This is a genomic window from Nitrobacter winogradskyi (assembly GCF_006539545.1).
Taxonomy (GTDB): Bacteria; Pseudomonadota; Alphaproteobacteria; order Rhizobiales; family Xanthobacteraceae; genus Nitrobacter; species Nitrobacter winogradskyi_A.
On the sequence record NZ_BJNF01000171.1, the window covers coordinates 1 to 508 of the forward strand.

General features: G+C 69.1%; 1 pseudogene. It reads left to right on the top strand.

Annotated features, from left to right (window positions below):
- Positions 1 to 508: pseudogene (locus tag NWI01_RS18675) on the top strand (energy transducer TonB); the annotation flags it as partial.

The following is a 508-nucleotide window of genomic DNA, read 5'->3' on the forward strand; positions in this document are numbered from 1 at the left end:
CGGCCGAGGATCTCGGCGCGCCGGCGATCGAGATCGGGCTCGACCTGTCCTCGCCGCATCGCGAGGTGACCGACCTTCCGCCCGGGCCGGACACCGACGCGTCGATGGCCTCGCCCGCGCTGGCCGAGCAGAAGGCGGTCGTCGAGGAAACCGATCTGCCGAAGGATACGCCGACGGAGAGCGACGATCCGGACCGCATCGTCACCGAGAACGAGTCGCGGAAGCCGGTCGAGGATGATCCAGATAAGGCGGCGAAGCAGACACAGGCCTCGCAGGAATCGGCAGCAGCCGAGGCGACCGCGATGCCGAGCGTCGAACAGGCGCAGGAATCGGAGCGATCGGTCGCGCCGCAGCAGGGCACCGGCGCCAGCGCGCGCCGCATCCGCGCCACCTGGCAGAAGGAGCTGGTGGCGCATCTCGACAAGCACAAGCGCTATCCGCCCGACCGGAGCCAGAAGAGCGCCGAGATCCTGGTCAACTTCGAGCTCGACCGCATGGGCCATGTCGT